At 41.0% G+C, this 18,165-nt stretch carries 11 protein-coding genes; 10 read left to right on the top strand and 1 reads right to left on the bottom strand.

The features are described 5' to 3' along the window. Positions 1 to 14 precede the first annotated feature (14 nt). A complete protein-coding gene (locus ABWV72_RS06510; RefSeq protein ID WP_353369422.1) occupies positions 15 to 3,074 on the bottom strand; it encodes an eCIS core domain-containing protein in 3,060 nt (1,019 codons plus the stop codon). A gap of 212 nt (positions 3,075 to 3,286) precedes the next feature. Here ABWV72_RS06510 and ABWV72_RS06515 point away from each other — a divergent pair, with 212 nt between their 5' ends. From ABWV72_RS06515 to ABWV72_RS06560, 10 genes are all read left to right on the top strand, one after another. After that, positions 3,287 to 4,063 carry a DeoR/GlpR family DNA-binding transcription regulator gene (locus ABWV72_RS06515; protein ID WP_353369424.1) on the top strand — a complete coding sequence of 259 codons (777 nt, stop codon included), beginning with the start codon at positions 3,287 to 3,289 and terminating at the stop codon, positions 4,061 to 4,063. Positions 4,064 to 4,072: 9 nt separating this feature from the next. Next, positions 4,073 to 5,905: a glutamine--fructose-6-phosphate transaminase (isomerizing) gene (glmS, locus tag ABWV72_RS06520; RefSeq protein ID WP_353369426.1), complete on the top strand. Its 1,833-nt coding sequence runs from the start codon at positions 4,073 to 4,075 to the stop codon at positions 5,903 to 5,905. Between the two features lie 246 nt (positions 5,906 to 6,151). Further along, the gene (locus tag ABWV72_RS06525) at positions 6,152 to 7,759 is read left to right on the top strand and encodes a class I SAM-dependent DNA methyltransferase (protein WP_353369428.1); all 1,608 of its coding nucleotides are present in this window, start codon (positions 6,152 to 6,154) and stop codon (positions 7,757 to 7,759) included. Further along, positions 7,749 to 9,170 (top strand): restriction endonuclease subunit S, encoded by a 1,422-nt coding sequence (locus tag ABWV72_RS06530; RefSeq protein WP_353369430.1) that lies wholly within the window; start codon positions 7,749 to 7,751, stop codon positions 9,168 to 9,170. Before ABWV72_RS06525 ends, ABWV72_RS06530 begins: the two co-directional genes overlap by 11 nt. Before the next feature lie 19 nt (positions 9,171 to 9,189). Next, the gene (locus tag ABWV72_RS06535; protein ID WP_353369432.1) at positions 9,190 to 11,430 is read left to right on the top strand and encodes an AAA family ATPase; all 2,241 of its coding nucleotides are present in this window, start codon (positions 9,190 to 9,192) and stop codon (positions 11,428 to 11,430) included. Then, positions 11,430 to 14,729, top strand: a complete 3,300-nt coding sequence (locus ABWV72_RS06540) for a type I restriction endonuclease subunit R (protein WP_353369434.1) — start codon at positions 11,430 to 11,432, stop codon at positions 14,727 to 14,729. Before ABWV72_RS06535 ends, ABWV72_RS06540 begins: the two co-directional genes overlap by 1 nt. Positions 14,730 to 14,921: 192 nt before the next feature. Next, positions 14,922 to 15,077, top strand: a complete 156-nt coding sequence (locus ABWV72_RS06545; RefSeq protein ID WP_353369436.1) for a hypothetical protein — start codon at positions 14,922 to 14,924, stop codon at positions 15,075 to 15,077. Then, positions 15,077 to 15,805 carry a hypothetical protein gene (locus ABWV72_RS06550; protein ID WP_353369438.1) on the top strand — a complete coding sequence of 243 codons (729 nt, stop codon included), beginning with the start codon at positions 15,077 to 15,079 and terminating at the stop codon, positions 15,803 to 15,805. Before ABWV72_RS06545 ends, ABWV72_RS06550 begins: the two co-directional genes overlap by 1 nt. A 48-nt stretch (positions 15,806 to 15,853) precedes the next feature. Beyond that, positions 15,854 to 16,477: a DUF6988 family protein gene (locus ABWV72_RS06555; RefSeq protein ID WP_353369440.1), complete on the top strand. Its 624-nt coding sequence runs from the start codon at positions 15,854 to 15,856 to the stop codon at positions 16,475 to 16,477. Positions 16,478 to 16,960: 483 nt separating this feature from the next. Continuing rightward, the gene (locus tag ABWV72_RS06560; protein WP_353369442.1) at positions 16,961 to 17,914 is read left to right on the top strand and encodes a transposase; all 954 of its coding nucleotides are present in this window, start codon (positions 16,961 to 16,963) and stop codon (positions 17,912 to 17,914) included. Positions 17,915 to 18,165 lie beyond the last annotated feature (251 nt).

Below are 18,165 nucleotides of genomic sequence, written 5' to 3' on the forward strand. Positions count from 1 at the left end.
ATATCCGATAATTGTCATCTATCTCGGATTAAATAACTTCTTAAAATCTCTGCTTCAATATCACCCACTGTAGGCTGATTGTCCGGTGAACTTTCCATGAACATGGGATTGTCAGTGTGAGAACCAAATATGGCTTCTACACCAGTAACACTAGAAGATTCTGACGCTAAAGGTATATCTAAGCGTTGTTGTCGACGTTGTAATTCGTTCATTATTCTCTCTTGTATCGCTTGTTCTCGTCTGCGTCTACGGGCTTGCTCTTCTTGTATCTGGCGTTGACGCGCACGTTCGTTCCAGTAGTTAGCTCCACCCCCTATGAGTCGATTTCCTAGCCAACCCACGGCTAAACCGGCAAGCAGACCAACTCCAAAGCCAATTGGACCACCTATGGCGGTGCCGATTGCTGCTCCGGCCCAAGCTGAACTGCCACCAATCACAGCTGCGCGGCCTGTTCGAACCACAATCTCAGTGGCTGAATTTTCTCTACCATCAGTGGCAATATTGTAGGTTTCCATAACCGCATCTATTACTCCAGGTACAGCGCGGGCGCCTAATCGTGCAGCCACTGCTTTGGCTGAGGTAGCCTCTAACCCCTCGGTTATTATCATTTGTCCGGCTCGGGTACGCATGTAATGTTCACCAACTTCTGAAGCAGCGCCTGCGCCCCCCTCTAATAAACCTAATTTGATTAAATGCGCTCGGTAAGCAGGGTCGTTTAAATTTGCTTGCTCATTAAATAGGTAATCAGCACCCACACCGATGGCAACTCCTAATCCTGCCGCTCTTGGTGCTTGTCGTAACGCAGTTGTGCGCCTTGCTTGTTGCCAGTCTCCCGTTGAAAACTGCGCATCAGGCAGGTTAGATTGTTGCATCCTTCGCATTTCTTCAATTGCTTGAGCGGTATTGGTATCAATACCTGCTCGCATATCTGTTGGATTTCTATTGGGTAAGGTATCTAAAAAGCTTTCATACCATCTAATGGTGTTCGTGTTGAAATTAGGTATGGCAACAGCTCTTGATGCTGCTTGTTGACCAATTTGTTGAATAAGATTGTCGAACTGTGCTGGTGTTATTCGTCCATTTTGTCTAGCCTCGTAAAGTTCAGCACCATTTTGTAATGGTGGCGAACTATCATTTAAGTCAATTGGCGTGTCAAAACGGGTTGCTTTGTAGATTGTTTTCATGGGCTCTAGATCCCAATTGGGCTTCTGAGAAACATTCCCCGTATTTGTTAAATCGGAACCCGTTGGATTATTTAGCAGTGCTCTGTACTCGGCTAGATGATTTTCAGGTATCGCCAAACCTAATCCGTCACTCACTTGCGATAATGTCATATTAGGACGATAGGTACTGGCAAATCGTTGAAATTTTGCTGCGTTGGTATTCAGAATATCTTTATGACCACTTAGATAAGTATTGAACCGAGTTCTCGCGCTGGGGCTACTATAACTAGCAGTGCCTGGGCGTGTTACTTTTACCGATAGATCTTGGAATGGTGAGCCAGAAGAAACGAGCACATCAGCAACTGGCACATTGCCTCGGGTAGCTCTAAATGGGCGAAGAGGATCCCCGGACCATGTCCTTCCTGCATTGTTATAATTACTACCGACTAAGAATTTATTTCTGTCTGATAAAGCAAATGCCTCACCTATATCACCAGCTCTAACGTTTACATTCCGATAGGGGAGTGTTTGTTGTATTGCGCTGGCTCTAGGATCCGTTAAGGAATAACCCCCACTGTAGGGACGAATTCTGTCGTCATTACGGTAGTTAATAGGTGCGGGCGAGCCAAATAGACTATTATCATTTTCCTCGGAATATAGGCGTATAGCATCTGATTCTTCACGTATCAGTGCGGCTTCGGAAGCCCGTAGCCTAGCTACATATTCAGCTTCAGACATAATTGGAATATCGATGTCGGACAAATGATCTTGAAACTGTTGTTCAGACATAATTGGATCTGGAAAAGAGCGGTTTGGTGTACCAATAACGGATTCCGGATATATGGATATAATAAGCGCTACGCCATTATTATCTTTCAGCATATAGAGCTTTTCTGGTGTTGCTGAGGTGGCTGTTGCCATCCACAAATGTCCATATTCAACCCGTTTGGTTCGCTCGGCTTTCAAACGTCTTCGAAAAGTTTGATAAGCCGGAGTTTCCGGTAGGCTTACATCGCCATTTCTAGCAAACCATTGCTCAACTCTAATCGATTCTATATTTAGCGTGTCGTTACGCATTTCCTCTACGTTGTAATCATCTGGATTAAAGCTAAATTCATTTTCTGCTGGTTCACAAATTTCATCATCAGAATGCTGTTCAACAGACTGATCACTAAGTAAGGAGGCTCCATCAGCTTCAAATGTTTGATTTAAAGATTGAGGAAGCGACTGTGATTGCATGGAGGGTTCTCGTTCACAGATGTCCTCTTCTGGGGTTCTTTGAATTTGCTGAGTACTGGATTTTTGTTGGGTATGGGTGATTTCGTGAGCCATTAGCCCTATATCGTTAGAACTTTGTTTTGATCCAAGAAAGATATGATTACCCAACGTAAATGCTTTGGCGTTTAGATCCTTTGCTGCTCGGTTTGAGGCTGAATTTTGGTGCACTCGGATTTGTGATAAATCATTGCTTAGAACTCGAGAAACTGGATGTTTGATGTCTTCAGAAATAGGACTGCCTTGATCGGGGTTTTTAACTATATTCTCAACTTGCTTAGTTATTTTGGGTTGCGATGAATTACTTCGCTGTTTTGCCCTTATCACTTGTGGATAGCGATCTGTGGAAGAATTTACCTGAGAAGCGTGTTTGTTGGAGTAACTAGGCTGACGCAAAACACTTTGTGCGACGGCATCAGCCTCTTTTTCTAGAGCACTATTGGGATTTCCTACCTTTATAGCCGACGGTAGATGACTGTCGTTTGACCAGGTGTCATTTGTATAAGCAAGTTTCTGCCATGTAGGGTTGACCTTTGACGTTTTAAGCTTAGGTTCAACCTTTACACTTTTGGAGGATTTTGTTTCTGCGCTTCCCTTTGTGTTAGCTTTGCTAGTTGGATAGCTTGTTATAGACACCCAGAATGATCCTTTTCACTTGTTTGGCTACCAGTAAAATTAAGTCTAGTCTAAACCCTTGAACTGTACAAAAAATATACACGCCTTAATTCCTAAACTGCTATTAGCTTTAAAAATACCTAAGTATGAAACTAAATACTTGCAATTCGTAAATTATCACCTATTATTTCTTTCGTTTCGAAACTTAACTGCTTTCATCGGTGGATACAATAGTGCAAAAACGCAATACCCAACAACGTCGTAGAGCTATCATTGAGCGTTTAAACGAACGTGGAGAAGTCGCTGTAGACGCTTTGTCTAAGCTATTTTCAACCTCTGAAGTGACGATTCGAAAGGATTTATCAGAACTCGAAAGTAATGGGTTATTGCTCAGAAAATTTGGTGGAGCGGTTTTGTTACCTTCAGAATCTTCCGAGTTGACCAGTGAAAACCTTTCGAATCGAAAGAAAGCGATAGCCATTGCTGCTGCAACACTTATCAAAGACCATAACCGAATTATTATCGACAGCGGCAGCACAACAGCCGCTTTGATCCCCCATTTGCCGAGTAAAATGGGGTTAGTTGTTATGACTAATTCCTTACAAGTGGCCAATGCATTATTAGAACGTGAAAACGAACCGCAAGTGCTAATGACAGGTGGAACTTGGGATCAACAATCTCATTCATTTCAAGGTCAAATGGCAGAGCAAATGTTGCGCGCTTACAATTTTGACCAGGCTTTTTTAGGTGCTGCGGGATTAGACACTCAGCGCGGTTCAACCACTTTCAATGAACTAACTTCACTCAGTCGCACTATGGCAGACGTTTCGAAACAAGTCATTGTGATGGCTGAATCAGAAAAATTACAGCGTAAAATTCCCAATGTTGAATTGCCTTGGTCGCAAATTTCAACTTTGGTCACCGACGATGGCATTGATGAACAAGCCAAACGTCAAATCGAACAACATGGCGTAAACGTGCTTTGCGCTCCAACCCTTGAAACACATTAGGAGAATATTATGTGTGGGATCGTAGGTGCTATCGCCGAACGTAACGTCGTTGAAATATTGTTAGAAGGACTTAGAAGACTAGAATATCGTGGTTATGATTCTGCCGGTGTCGCTTTGCTCGATGGTAAAGGGAATCTGACTCGTGAGCGTCAGGTAGGAAAAGTGCAAGCATTAAGCGATGCAATTAAAGCAAACCCCGTAAAAGGCTCTACTGGTATTGCACACACCCGCTGGGCCACGCATGGTGGAGTAAATCAAAAAAACGCTCATCCACATTTTTCAAATGAGCGTATTGCCGTGGTGCACAACGGTATCATTGAAAATTACGAAAGTTTACGTACTGATTTGAAAAGCAAGGGTTATACCTTTGGTTCTGATACCGACACCGAAACCATTGCCCATACCGTGCATGAAGAAATCAAAAAAGGCAAAGACTTACTAAAAGCTGTACAAGATTCGGTGAGCCAGTTTCACGGCGCGTACGGTACAGTTATTATGGATAAAGAAGATGCAGATCGCGTTATTGTCGCTCGATCTGGAAGTCCATTAGTAATAGGTTTAGGAATTGGTGAAAACTTTATTGCTTCAGATCAGATGGCATTATTGCCAGTAACACGCCGCTTTATGTTTTTAGAAGAAGGTGATGTGGCGGAAATTACTCGCACTTCTGTGACCGTTTATGACGCAAAGGGCGCAAAAGTAGAGCGTGAAGTGTTTGATTCTGAAATTGAACACGATGCAGGTGATAAAGGCGGATATCGCCACTACATGCTCAAAGAAATTCATGAGCAACCTATAGTCGTACGCAATACGCTACAAGACCGTTTAGGTGAAACCGATTTAGTCGAAGGTATATTCGGCGCAGGTTCAGAAGCGATTTTAAAAGATATCAAACACGTACAAATTATCGCTTGTGGCACCAGCTATCATGCGGGAATGACCGCGCGATATTGGTTAGAACAATATGCCAATGTTTCTTGTAATGTCGAAATAGCATCTGAGTTTCGCTACCGTAAATCTGTAGTGCACCCCAACAGTTTGCTCGTCACTATTTCACAATCGGGTGAAACCGCAGATACCTTAGCCGCATTGCGATTAGCGAAAGACTTAGGTTATATGTCGAGTCTGGCAATATGTAACGTGCCCGGTTCATCATTGGTACGTGAATCAGACATGGCATTTATGACATTAGCGGGAGCGGAAATCGGTGTTGCTTCTACGAAAGCATTCACCACACAGCTAACAGGCTTCTTGATGCTGACCTTAGCACTTGGTAAATACAATGGCATCTCAGACGCGGATAAAATTTCGATTGTAAACGGGTTACATAGTCTGCCCGCTAAGCTAGAAGAAACCCTTAGCTTAACCGCCGGGATAGAAGATCTAGCCGAAGAATTTGCCGACAAACAACATAGTTTATTCTTGGGTCGCGGTGACCAATATCCGATCGCAATGGAAGGTGCGCTAAAACTAAAAGAGATTTCATACATTCACGCCGAGGCGTATGCGTCAGGTGAATTAAAGCATGGTCCATTAGCGCTCATCGACGACGAAATGCCGGTAATTGTTGTCGCGCCAAATAACGAACTGCTCGAAAAGTTAAAATCAAACGTCGAAGAAGTTCGCGCTCGCGGTGGCATCATGTATGTATTTGCCGATAAACAAGCGAAATTCGCCAGTGACGAAACCATGCGCGTCATCAACGTGCCCCACTGCGAACCCGCGATAGCCCCCATCGTTTACACGTTGCCATTGCAGCTATTGTCGTACTACGTGGCAGTTATCAAAGGCACGGATGTTGACCAACCACGAAACCTAGCCAAGTCCGTGACTGTAGAATAGTTTTTAAGGGCCGAGAGGCCCTTTTGTCCGAGCATATTAAAGTTTGAAACTGGATATTAAAGTATGAAACTAGACATTAAAGTTTGAAACTAAGCCAATAACATTAACCCGCAGTTCTGCGGGTTTTGTCTTTTAGTCGGTTTGGTTGCTCAAATCACTAAAATAGTGGAATAATGCGTAAAAGGATTATTTGTTAAAATAATAAGAAATTGAGTAACTTAATTTGCTCATGGGGTAAGGAAGTAAATGGCTAAAAACACGAATTCATCATCAACTACTAGTTTCGAACAACATTTATGGGATACCGCCAACAAACTTCGCGGCAGTGTCGAATCTTCAGAGTACAAACACGTAGTACTCAGTCTCATCTTCTTAAAATTCATCAGCGACAAATTTGAAGCACAGCGTAAAAGTTTGATTGATCAGGGCATGGGTGACTATGTTGAGCAAATCGAGTTTTATGCCAAAGACAATGTATTCTTTTTGCCTGAACAAGCCCGTTGGTCTTATATCCAGCAACAGATGAAGCAAGATGATATTGCAGTCAAAATTGATTCTGCACTGCACACTGTCGAAAAGAACAACCCGTCGTTAAAAGGCGCATTGCCAGATAACTACTTTTCTCGTTTAGGTTTGGTGCCAAGTAAGCTTGGTTCGTTAATCGATACTATTAATAACATCGATACTTATACCTCCAAGAGCAGTGCCAACGAATGCAGCTCTGATGACATAAAAAGTGAGGAAGACTTAGTTGGCCGAGTGTATGAATACTTTTTAGGTAAATTTGCCGCCAGTGAAGGCAAAGGTGGAGGAGAGTTCTACACGCCTAAATCCATTGTTGCCTTAATAGCTGAAATGATTGAGCCATACAAAGGCAAAATATACGATCCATGCTGCGGTAGTGGCGGCATGTTTGTCCAGTCGCTTAAATTTATCGACAGCCACAAGGGTAATAAAAAAGATATCTCAATCTATGGGCAGGAGTACACCAATACTACCTACAAATTAGCCAAAATGAATTTAGCTGTTCGTGGAATAGCGGCTAACTTGGGCGAAGTGGCAGGCGACAGTTTTTTTAAAGATCAGCATCCCGATTTAAAAGCCGATTTTATTATGGCCAACCCGCCATTTAATCAAAAGCAGTGGCGAGGTGAAAATGAACTTGTTGCCGACCCTCGCTGGGCTGGCTTTAACGTGCCACCAACAGGTAACGCTAACTATGCGTGGATCATGCACATGATCAGCAAACTAAGCGAAAACGGCACAGCAGGTTTTGTACTAGCCAACGGCTCAATGAGTTCTAACACCAGCGGTGAAGGTGAGATTCGTAAAAAGATCATTGAGCAAGACTTAGTAGACTGCATGATTGCCTTACCCGGCCAACTGTTTTACACCACCCAAATACCCGTTTGTTTATGGTTTATAAGTAAAAACAAAAAAGCCGTAGATGCCAGCGAAGACTTTGCCAAGAGACGCAACCGCCAAGGTGAAACGCTATTTATCGATGCCCGTGAAATGGGCAGCATGATAAGCAGGGTAAACAAAGAACTGACGACAGAAGACATCGCAAATATCGCTCGTACATACCATGCGTGGAGAGGCGAAGACAAAGACGGCGCTTATGAAGACATCGCGGGCTACTGTAAATCAGCCGCACTCGAAGACATTAAAGCAAATGATTATGTGCTTACGCCGGGGCGTTATGTTGGCGCAGCAGATATTGCAGATGATGGCATTCCTTTTGAAGTCAAAATGGCAGAGCTAAGCCAAACTTTGTTCAAGCAAATGGCGGAAGGTGGGGAATTGGATAAAGCCATTCGCCAGAACTTGGAGGCGCTAGGTTTTGGAAAGTAATTGTACAATATATACAGTTGAAGAGTGCGTTGAACAGGGGTTTCTTGCAAAACCACTAGATGGTAACCATGGTGGAATTCATCCCAAAAGCTCAGATTTTATTGAAAGTGGTATTCCTTTCGTCATGGCATCGGATTTAAAAAATGGTGGAGTTGATACTCACAATTGTAAATTCATATCAATAGAACAATCTAAAACTTTGAGAAAAGGATTTGCGAAAGAAGGTGACATTCTACTTTCCCATAAAGCAACAATTGGCAGAACAGCAATTGTTGGAGAAATAGATTCTGACTATATAGTTTTAACTCCACAAGTTACTTATTACCGTGTTTTAAATAAGAGTAAGATTAACCCTAAATATTTAAAATACTATTTTGATTCGATTGAATTCCAAAATTTATTTGAACAATGGGCCGGGGGAGGCTCAACAAGACTGTATTTAGGTATCACAGGGCAAATGAAACTGCCTATAAAATTACCTCCTATTAACACTCAAAACTGGATTGTCAGTAATATTGATTCATTTGATTCCAAGCTTGCACTTAACCGCCAAACCAACCAAACTCTCGAACAAATGGCGCAGGCGTTGTTTAAAAGCTGGTTTGTGGACTTTGACCCGGTTATCGACAACGCCCTTGCGGCAGGTACCGCCATCCCCGACCAACTACAACACCGTGTCGAAATACGCAAAAAAGCCCAAGCCCTACAAAAACAAAACCCCAAGATCAAACCACTCCCCGAAGCCACCCAACGCCTATTTCCCAACGAATTCGAACACTGCGGCGACAACACCCTCGGCACCTATGGCTGGATACCTAAGGGTTGGAAAAAAGTGAGTCTAAAAAGTTTTGGTAAGGTTGTAACTGGGAAAACCCCTCCGAAAAAGGTCGATAATGCATATTCAAATATAGGGGTGCCTTTTATAACGCCTACTGATGTAGATACGGACGTTTTCGCATTAAATACAGCTCGAAAGTTAACTGATGATGGTGTTTTTGCTGTGAAAAACAATGTGATTGAAGCTGGCTCTATATGTGTGACTTGTATTGGAAGCCAAATGGGTAAAACTGTTATAGCGCCTAGTCATTCAGTCACTAATCAGCAGCTAAATTCAATCGTTGTAGGAAGTGAATTTTGCCGAAATTATCTTTTTGTAAATCTTAGGTTGAGACGAGATGAGTTGTTTAATTTAGGAAGTAGCGGTTCAACTATGCCCATTTTAAATAAATCTTCATTTGAAAATTTAAGTATCTTGAAACCATGCGATGATTCACTAAGAAGTTTCAGCCAAATTACTGAAAATTATTTATCGAAGGTTCTGCTTGCTGCACAGCAAAACGAAAAGTTAGTTTCAATTAGAGACAGGTTATTACCGAAACTCATATCAGGCGAACTGCAATTAGCGAATTAGAATGACCAAGGAGGGGTAAATGATTGAATCTTTTCAGCTCGCCAATGTAGCCAGTTATGACGAAGCTGGCATCAATGTTAACAACCTAAAAGAGGTTAACTTTTTTTATGGGGCGAATGGCTGTGGAAAAACTACAGCTTCGAACTATTTAACTGATACTTCAAAAGAGTTTTATACATCTTGTTCAGTTAATTGGAAAGATAACCAGCCACTTCAAACTTTGGTGTATAACAAGGCGTTTCGTGATAAAAACTTTGGCAGCAGTGACATCGCTGGGGTGTTTACTTTGGGTCAGGCGACTTCCGAACAAGTATCTGAAATCAACGCAAAAACAAAAGAACGTAACGATGAAATTACTGAATTAACAAAGCATGAAAAACAACTTAAAGCCAAAGAGAGTGAGCAAGTAGAGTTAACCTCAGAGTTCACTGAAAAGTGTTGGTCATTATACAAAGAATTTGGAGGTGATTTTAAAGATGCGCTTCGCGGGGCACTTAATAAAAAATTATTCAAAGATAAAATAATTACTTATTCTGCGGAGCTTAAACAGGAAGACAAAATTCCAACATATGAAGCGCTGATAGCCAAAGCGAATACTTTATTGGGTGCAAGACCAAGCGTATTCCCTAAATTACCTGAAATTAATGCTGACCAATTAATACGTATTGAAACTGATGAAGCTTGGAAATCTATTGTTGTAGGCAAAGCAGATGTTGATATAGCAGGGTTAATCGATCAACTGAGTATTCAGGATTGGGTTAATCAAGGGCGTAAATACATTGAAGATGAGCATTGCCCTTTCTGTCAAAAAGCAACGATTGATCGTTCATTCAAAATACAGTTGGAGGCTTATTTTGATGACTCGTTTAACGCAAAAGTATTACACATTGAGAGAATCGGAGCTGAATACGAAAGTTTAACCAATGAATTACTTAGTCGACTTCTTAAAGTCTTAACAGAAGAAAGACAGAACCCTAAAACCAAACTTAAAATTGATGAATTTGAATCCCACTTCAATGCCTTAGAAAGTCAGATAAACGCGAATTTAATTAATTTTAAAGGAAAAGTAGACAAAGTTAGCTCTGCAATAGATGTTATCCAAACGTCAGAATCTATCAAATCATTGATTCAAATTATTGCAACTGCGAATAGTGAAATCCAAACTCACAATCAATTAGCGAACGATTTCGATAATGCTACAAATACTTTTACTACTCAAGTTTGGCAATTTCTAGCTGACAAAATCAAACTTGATTACAAAACATTCATGAAGAAAAATATTGGCTTAGATAAGGCAATTTCTAGTCTTAGTGCCAACATAATCAAGCGCAAAGATAAGCTAGAGTCACTTAAAGTAGAATTGGTTTCTTTAAGTCGGAATATGACAAGTGTTCAGCCTGCTGTAGATGATATTAATAGATTGCTCAAAGCTTATGGCTTCTTAAATTTTGAAATTGTTCCATCGCCAGAGTTAGATAACCATTACGTCATTCAAAGGCAAAATGGTGAGCTTGCCTTAGATACTTTGAGTGAAGGTGAAGTTACATTTATTACATTTTTATATTTTGTGCAGTTAGCTAATGGGGCGCTGACACATGATGCAGTGACAGAAAGTAGAGTGCTGATTATTGATGATCCCATCTCTAGTTTAGATAGTAATGTGCTCTACATAGTTAGTGCGATTGTTAAAGGTCTTATTAGAGATGTGAAGGATGGGGCTGCAATCAAACAAATATTGCTTTTCACACATAATGTTTACTTTCATAAGGAGGCGTCCTATCAAAATGGTAGGTCAAATGGATGTAATAAAACCCATTTTTGGATTTTACGTAAAGCAAATAATGTAACGAGTGTTCACCCATTTGAGCAAAAAAATCCGATTGAGTCATCATATGAACTTTTATGGCGCGAGCTTAAGGATAGGACGAATTGCTCAGGTATTACTATACAGAATACAATGCGCCGTATTTTAGAAAATTACTTTAAGATTTTGGGTAAATTTAGTGATGAAGATATAATATCAAAATTTGAAACTCCACAGGAGCAACAAGTTTGCCAATCTCTACTTCATTGGATTAATGACGGTTCACATTGCCTTCCAGATGATCTTTATATTCAAGCTCAGGATGATGCAATCGAATTGTACATAGAAGTATTCAAAAAAGTTTTTTATTACTCAAAGCATATTTCGCATTACAACATGATGATGGGAATCGAAGATACTAGTGATTTAACAGCAGAGCAAGGAGTAGCGGCTTAGTGAAATTCACGGAAGAAAAGCTAGAACTCGCTATCATCCAACTCTTAACTGAGCAGGGTTATCCTCATGTTACAGGCGAACAATTGATTCGCAGTAGTGGTGACGAGGTTTTGATTAAAGCCGATCTTCGCCAGTACTTATCTACCAAATACGCAAAAGACGACATTACTACAGGCGAAATTGATAACATTGTTAAACAGCTTGAAACCCTTCCTGCTAGCGATTTATACGAGAGCAACAAAACTTTTTGTAAGTGGCTAAGCGATGGCTTTTTATTAAAGCGTGAAGCAGTGGCTGGTCAGCCTTCTAAGAAAGACCTGTATATCCAACTGATTGATTACGATGGTGTGCGTAGTGCTTTACAAGCGGCTGAGATTGGTGTTGGTGGCAAGGTCCAAGAGGTAAGCCCCGGTTATATAGATAACAACATCTATAAGATTGTAAACCAACTCGAAATTGATAGTTTGTCGGCAGACAACCCTAAGCGTATTCCAGATGGCATTATTTATATTAATGGTTTGCCCTTGGTGGTATTCGAATTTAAAAGCGCCATTCGTGAAGAGCAAGCCAGCATTCATGATGCCTATGTTCAGCTAACCACGCGTTACCGCCGTGATATCCCCCAGTTGTTTGTATTCAATGCCCTTTGCGTGATCAGCGATGGCGTTAATAATAAAATGGGTACTGTGTTTGCGGGTTACGATTTTTATTATGCGTGGCGCAAAGTAACAGGCAACGAACCTATGGCCGAAGAAGGCATTAATTCGCTGCATACTATGTTGCAAGGGCTGTTTGATAAGTCACGGCTTTGTGATGTGCTACGTAACTTTATTTACTTCCCCGATAAAACCAAAGGTGAGGTAAAAATCACTTGCCGCTACCCGCAGTATTACGCGGCCAGAAAGTTATTTGAAAACATAAAGCTGCATCGCAAATTGCCAGCAGGTGTGGCTGGTGCAGATGATGAAAAACGAGACGGTAAAGGTGGCACTTACTTTGGGGCTACTGGTTGTGGTAAAAGTTTTACCATGCAGTTTTTATCGCGCTTGTTGATGAAAAGTGTTGAGTTTGAAAGCCCAACAATAGTGTTGGTGACCGACCGTACTGACTTAGACGACCAACTGGCTAATCAATTTGCCAATGCTAAAAGTTATATTGGTGATGATCACATTGTAAGTGTGGAAAGCCGTACTGAGCTGCGCCAGTTACTAAAAGGCCGTAACAGCGGCGGAGTGTTTTTAACCACTATTCATAAGTTTACCGAAGATACCCAGTTATTAACCGAACGTAGCAATGTAATTTGTATTTCGGACGAAGCCCATCGCAGCCAAATTAACCTCGATCAAAAACTACGTATCACAGAGCAAGGCGTTAAACGCACCTACGGCTTTGCTAAGTATTTACATGACTCATTACCTAACGCTACTTATGTGGGCTTTACCGGTACTCCTATAGACGCCACCTTAGATGTGTTTGGCCAAGTGGTCGATAGCTACACCATGACCGAATCGGTAAAAGACGAAATTACAGTACGTATTGTTTATGAAGGCCGTGCTGCCAAAATCGTACTAAATAATCAAAAGCTTGAAGAGATTGAGGCTTATTACAAAAAGTGCGAGCAGGACGGCAGCAACGAACACCAAATAGAAGAAAGTAAAAAAGCCACCACCAAAATGAATTCAATTTTGGGAGACCCAGACCGTTTAAGGGCATTGGCAGCAGATTTTGTGAAGCATTATGAAACCCGCATTGAAGAGGGCACCACCATTTGTGGTAAAGCTATGTTTGTATGTAGTTCCCGTGACATTGCCTATGCTCTCTATATAGAAATAAAAGCCTTACGCCCACAATGGTTTGAAGTAAAAGAATCGGAACATGCTGCCACGCTTACCAATGATGAAAAAGAGTTAGCCATAAAAGCAGGTAAGTTGGGCATGCCTATAGAACAGGTGAAGCTAGTGATCACCCGAGGCAAAGACGATCCAGAAGAGATGTTTAATCTGCTAGGCAGCAAAGATTATCGTAAAGAGTTAGATAGGCAATTTAAGATTGAGCACTCCAACTTTAAAATAGCCATAGTGGTGGATATGTGGCTTACAGGTTTTGATGTACCGTTTTTGGATACCATCTATATTGATAAGCCGCTACAAAAACATAATCTTATTCAAACTATTTCAAGGGTAAATCGCAAGTTTGCAGGTAAGCACAAAGGTTTAGTGGTGGATTACATCGGCATTAAATCAGCCATGAACAAAGCCTTGGCTCAGTTTAGCAAAACCGACGAAACCAATTTTGAAGATATCAATCAATCTGTGATAACAGTAAAAGACCATCTAGCGTTGCTAGGTGATGTGTTTCATACCTTTGATTCCACGGCTTACTTTACTGGTGAGCCACTAGCACAGCTTAATTGCTTTAACCAAGCCTCTGAATTTATCTTGCAGTTAGGCAAACGTGAAAAGCGCTTTATGGCACTAGTCAAACGTTTAAAAGCCGCTTACGACATCTGCTGTGGCAGTGAAAAGATCAGTCAATTAGAGCGAGATAAGATCCATTTTTATATGGCCGTGCGCTCCATCATTTACAAGCTAACGAAAGGTGAAGCCCCCGATACTGCGCAAATGAACGCCAAAGTGCACGAGATGATAGCCGAGGCACTCAAAAGTGATGGTGTAGAAGAGATCCTCAAAATGGATGACTCTCAGGGCGAGATAGACATTTTTGATGATGACTACCTCAATAAAATCAGCAAAATTAAGCTGCCCAACACCAAAATCATGATGCTGCAAAAGATGCTCGCGAAAGCCATTGGTGAAATGAAAAAGGTTAATTTGGCACAGGGCATAGATTTCACCCAACGCTTTAAGGCATTAGTTGAAAAGTACAACGAACGCAAAGAAGACGACGTGCTGGTCAGTGAAGTACTCGAAGACTTTTCAGATGAAATCATCAATATGTTTGGTGACTTAAAAGCAGAGATGGGCGCACACGACGACTTAGGCATCAATTTCGAAGAAAAAGCCTTTTACGACATTCTCAAATCACTTGCAAAAAAGTATGACTTCTCCTATCCAGAAGAGCAATTACTCGAACTCGCCAGAGCAGTTAAAGCCGTAGTCGATGACAAAGCTAAGTATACCGACTGGAGCCAGCGAGACGACATCAAAGCTGAGCTTAAAGTTGACCTCATCATGCTACTGGCCAAGTTTAAGTATCCACCAGTAAGCCGAGACGAAGTGTACCAAGAGATATTTATGCAGGCTGAGAATTTTAAGAAGAATAGAAAGCAAGAGGGGTGAGGGCATAATCATATAAAACCCACCTATCTATGGACTCTAATGGGTTATTATATGGACTCTACTTTCAGACCCAAGATATTGAAAAATAAGAATTAAGTTTAAAACTTTGACATAATGGTAACATACTGTTTCTAGATGTAGTCTGTAAACTTCGTTAAAAAAGAGCCTAATCAATAGTATTAGGAACATCAGATGAGTGAGTTAACAAGTTTATTCAAATCAATATTAAGTCTACCGACGGAACATCTTGCGCTATTAATAGTCGGTTTGTCGCTGGTAGTAGTGTTTTGTGCATTGCAAATAGTGGTAAAAGTATTGGAACCAGCCAAAGCTAAGGAGAGTAAGTAATGCTTGAATGGACAAAAATACCCAGTGTTAGGTTTTTAGATGCCGATAATTCACCGCTACGTGAAATGAAATGGAGTGGAGAAGCGAAATCTGATTACATTGCTGCTCTTATGTTACTTATAGTTTTGTCTCACCATGCTAGCGACAAAGACAGTTTAGCGAATGGGCGGTTGGGTGATACCCAGATGTCTTATGATAAACTTACAGAATTGTTGGGCATAAGTAGAACGAAGGTCTCTAATGGAATTAGAGTTCTTGAGAGCCTTTCACTCATAAAGGTGAGTACTAATAAGAGGCCTAATATCTTCACAATAATAGGTCTTGCCGATGGAGCACGATGGGGTAAGTTGCCAGCTAAAGGGCTTTACGATAAAAAGCTTTCAAAGGTCAAAGCTTTTGAGTCATTCAAATTGAGAAGCAAAGTAGAATTAAACGCTCTCAAGATATATTTAGTCGTTGTTGCATTTAGAGATAGTCAGATAGGGTATACCAAGCTAGGGTATGAAAAAATCACCCAATATGCTGCTGTACAACGAAATGATATTAAACCCGCGTTGTCTTTTCTAATTGCAAATGACTTTTTACAAATCGATACTGAGGCCACCGACTTAAATCAGTTTAGTACTGCAAATGTATATTGGCTTAGACATATCGAGCCCCATAAACACCGAGGAACTATTGGGCGAAAGGATGCAACTCAAAGCGTTGAAGTTGCGCCATCGTCATAGTTCACCATAACCAAAAGCCTTAATTTTTAACATGAAGTCATAGAGATCTTGGACAATTTATTAGAAAATTCAGAATCACTGAACAGCGAATTTAGCCGTATTTTTGAATACGGACCTTTTGACGATAGCAAGCGTATTAGCGCAAGTTGGATAATGTGCTTGGTCGCACTGGAACACTCCAGCAACTTGCGCCAACTGACTATGTGCGGAAACTATACTTCAGCAATATGTATTATTCGTTCTCAGTTTGAAGCACTTACGCGAGCAGCTTGGTTATTTTATGCCGCGAGTGACCAGAAGGTCGAAAATACTTTTTCTACCCTAAGTGAGCTATCACAAAATGCTGACCAAAAACCAAATAACGCAGAAATGATTAAAGCGCTAGAAGGCAAAGCACCAGCGCAAGCTGTGGCTATGTTTAGTAAATTCAGAGATGTGCAGTGGAAAGGCTTAAACTCATATGTTCATGGTGGTATTCATGCGCTCCAACGCCATGGAAGTGGCTATCCAATTCAACTTGTTGAACAAATTATTAAATCATCCAATGGCTTATTGACCATGACTGCCATGATGGCTGCAATATTGACTGGAAATGAAGTGATCGTTAAAGATATCACACGCATTCAACGTCGCCACAAAGATTGTTTGCCAGACTTGTTGCCCCACCTATAGGAACTAATAAATACACTCCCATTTTACGTAATTGGTCATTTAACATGTAACCTCTTGCTGCACTTGTTTTGTTCTTCTATCCCTATAGCCACATCTTTAGTTAGAGCACTGTTTAAGTAGTCATATATCCAATAGCGTCAGTTTTGGTTGTTTTTTATACTCCAGAGAGCATGCGGTCGCCTCAAATTTAAAATAGTTGAATTTCGTTACGATTTTTTTTCTACTTTTTAGCTGTATGTGATATGGGAAACACAAAAAAACCTTGCAGGCCTCATACTTTCTGCAATAGCCCGATATTTAGAATTTCTCAAAAAAATAAACCATAAACAAAAATCTTCATTCTGATACATTTTGTCAATCATATATTTTTAAATCGTTTATTTTCAATCGTTCAACATGGACAGCCACAAACTAGACTAGAACTAGACTCTTAAGAATATAGAATCAACTATGCTTTAATATGTTTAATTCAAGGAGTGAGTGATGCCACTGGCAAGGAAGCGACAAATCAATCTTTCCGATACCCCTTATTATCATTGTGTATCTCGCTGTGTCCGGCGCGCTTTTTTGTGTGGCGAAGATAAACTAACAGGGAAAAGCTATGAGCATCGTCGTCAGTGGGTAGAAGACAGGTTGTTGTTTTTAACAACCGTATTTGCCATCGAAGTCTGTGCCTATGCAGTGATGAGCAATCACACCCATGTGGTGTTACATGTGAATGCTGACAAAGCTAAACATTGGACGGATAAAGAGATTGCTCAGCGTTGGCATAAACTTCACAAAGGAACCTTGCTCTCACAAAGGTTAACCTCAAAAGCAGCCCGCGTGCTCACCGACGCTGAACTCATCACACTCCAATCAACCTTGTCCGTTTATCGTAACCGGTTGACCGATATTAGCTGGTTTATGCGAGAATTAAATGAGCCAATTGCTCGACAAGCGAATCAGGAAGACGATTGTACCGGTCACTTTTGGGAAGGGCGATTCAAATCACAAGCACTGTTAGATGAACATGCCTTAGCGGCTTGTATGGTGTATGTGGATTTAAACCCGATACGAGCAAAAATGGTAACAACCCCAGAGGCATCTAATCACACCAGTATTAAACGTCGTATTTACGATTTCAAAAAAGGGTATCAGCCATCTACGTTAATGCCTTTTGTCGGCAACCCAAAACAGCCACAACCGTTCGGATTAGCCTTTGATTTGATAGATTATCTAAAGTTGGTCGATTTATCTGGTCGCAGCATAGCTCCTAACAAAAAAGGTATCATTGATGTGGATGAATCCCCCATATTGCAGCGCTTGGGATTGGATGAGCACACCTGGCAAGATATGTTTTTGTCCTTTGAAACCAATTTTAGCGTGACTGCAGGACAAACAAACACTTTACGATGTTATAAACGAAAGCGTCGGCAAAAAAGTTCTTTAGGTTAACGTCTAACCATTAATCAACTTTTGCATTTCAATTGTTTCATTGCGCAAGAAATACTATTCACGTCATCCTAAATTCACCTTAATAGCGCTCATTCGGCAAAAAATGAGCTTGCCTCATCTTTCTATCGGGATAACGAGCATACTAAAACCTTTTTGAAAGCATCCAGCTATTATTTAAAGCCATAACATCTACTATCTTAAAAGGTGCCTGTCCAACTTGAACTCCCTTTAGGTTAACGTCTAACCATTAA

Origin of the sequence: Aliiglaciecola sp. NS0011-25 (genome assembly GCF_040370605.1) — a bacterium.
In the GTDB taxonomy this organism is placed as follows: domain Bacteria; phylum Pseudomonadota; class Gammaproteobacteria; order Enterobacterales; family Alteromonadaceae; genus Aliiglaciecola; species Aliiglaciecola lipolytica_A.